This window comes from Acinetobacter sp. ANC_7511, from assembly GCF_056779975.1.
Map to the genome: position 1 here is coordinate 1 of NZ_JBWYIY010000039.1, position 2,179 is coordinate 2,179.

General features: G+C 48.6%; 2 tRNA genes and 1 rRNA gene. All 3 read right to left on the minus strand.

The features are described from left to right. Window positions 1–219 precede the first annotated feature (219 nt). Window positions 220–295 (minus strand) — tRNA-Ala (locus tag AC1M9L_RS14665). A gap of 39 nt (window positions 296–334) precedes the next feature. Continuing rightward, window positions 335–411 (minus strand) — tRNA-Ile (locus tag AC1M9L_RS14670). A gap of 61 nt (window positions 412–472) precedes the next feature. Then, window positions 473–2,010 (minus strand): 16S ribosomal RNA (locus tag AC1M9L_RS14675). Window positions 2,011–2,179: the final 169 nt, after the last annotated feature.

The following is a 2,179-nucleotide window of genomic DNA, read 5'->3' on the forward strand; positions in this document are numbered from 1 at the left end:
AATAACTTACGTTATCTCGTTTCCGCTCTTTCTATGAGTATGAACAAATTATTTCAACTCAAATATATGCTGTTAATGATTCACTACGTCTTCGTCAGATCGCAGTCAACTGTGATAAATCACAGAGCTTAATAATCAAGGCGTGCAGTATACACAGCTTTATTACTAAGCTCTATAAGCTATCAACTCGTTTGCTTACTACGTATTCGAATGAATACGTGGTGGAGACTAGGAGAGTCGAACTCCTGACCTCCTGCGTGCAAAGCAGGCGCTCTACCAACTAAGCTAAGTCCCCAGCTTATCATTTAGATCAATGTATCGTATGAGTATGTCATGGTGGGTCTGACAAGACTTGAACTTGTGACCCCACGCTTATCAAGCGTGTGCTCTAACCAACTGAGCTACAGACCCTCAGATACATCGTCATGAAGAACAACTTGTTGTGGATTCTTACCAATCGTCAATCTTTCGTTAAGGAGGTGATCCAGCCGCAGGTTCCCCTACGGCTACCTTGTTACGACTTCACCCCAGTCATCGGCCACACCGTGGTAAGCGTCCTCCTTGCGGTTAGACTACCTACTTCTGGTGCAACAAACTCCCATGGTGTGACGGGCGGTGTGTACAAGGCCCGGGAACGTATTCACCGCGGCATTCTGATCCGCGATTACTAGCGATTCCGACTTCATGGAGTCGAGTTGCAGACTCCAATCCGGACTACGATCGGCTTTTTGAGATTAGCATCCTATCGCTAGGTAGCAACCCTTTGTACCGACCATTGTAGCACGTGTGTAGCCCTGGTCGTAAGGGCCATGATGACTTGACGTCGTCCCCGCCTTCCTCCAGTTTGTCACTGGCAGTATCCTTAAAGTTCCCGGCTTAACCCGCTGGCAAATAAGGAAAAGGGTTGCGCTCGTTGCGGGACTTAACCCAACATCTCACGACACGAGCTGACGACAGCCATGCAGCACCTGTATGTAAGTTCCCGAAGGCACCAATCCATCTCTGGAAAGTTCTTACTATGTCAAGACCAGGTAAGGTTCTTCGCGTTGCATCGAATTAAACCACATGCTCCACCGCTTGTGCGGGCCCCCGTCAATTCATTTGAGTTTTAGTCTTGCGACCGTACTCCCCAGGCGGTCTACTTATCGCGTTAGCTGCGCCACTAAAGCCTCAAAGGCCCCAACGGCTAGTAGACATCGTTTACGGCATGGACTACCAGGGTATCTAATCCTGTTTGCTCCCCATGCTTTCGTACCTCAGCGTCAGTATTAGGCCAGATGGCTGCCTTCGCCATCGGTATTCCTCCAGATCTCTACGCATTTCACCGCTACACCTGGAATTCTACCATCCTCTCCCATACTCTAGCTTCCCAGTATCGAATGCAATTCCCAAGTTAAGCTCGGGGATTTCACATCCGACTTAAAAAGCCGCCTACGCACGCTTTACGCCCAGTAAATCCGATTAACGCTCGCACCCTCTGTATTACCGCGGCTGCTGGCACAGAGTTAGCCGGTGCTTATTCTGCGAGTAACGTCCACTATCCAAGAGTATTAATCTTAGTAGCCTCCTCCTCGCTTAAAGTGCTTTACAACCAAAAGGCCTTCTTCACACACGCGGCATGGCTGGATCAGGCTTCCGCCCATTGTCCAATATTCCCCACTGCTGCCTCCCGTAGGAGTCTGGGCCGTGTCTCAGTCCCAGTGTGGCGGATCATCCTCTCAGACCCGCTACAGATCGTCGCCTTGGTAGGCCTTTACCCCACCAACTAGCTAATCCGACTTAGGCTCATCTATTAGCGCAAGGCCCGAAGGTCCCCTGCTTTCTCCCGTAGGACGTATGCGGTATTAGCATCCCTTTCGAGATGTTGTCCCCCACTAATAGGCAGATTCCTAAGCATTACTCACCCGTCCGCCGCTAGGTCCAGTAGCAAGCTACCTTCCCCCGCTCGACTTGCATGTGTTAAGCCTGCCGCCAGCGTTCAATCTGAGCCATGATCAAACTCTTCAGTTTAAAATCAATAGTACCTAAAGGGTACCAATCTTGGCTCATCAATTACTGACAAAAAATTTGCTCAAATAAACTTCGAGAAATTTCTACCAATTATCAATGATAATATATATCGATCAATCAACCAGTAAAAATCCACACAAGTTGTTCTTCATAATCTCTTAATGATCTT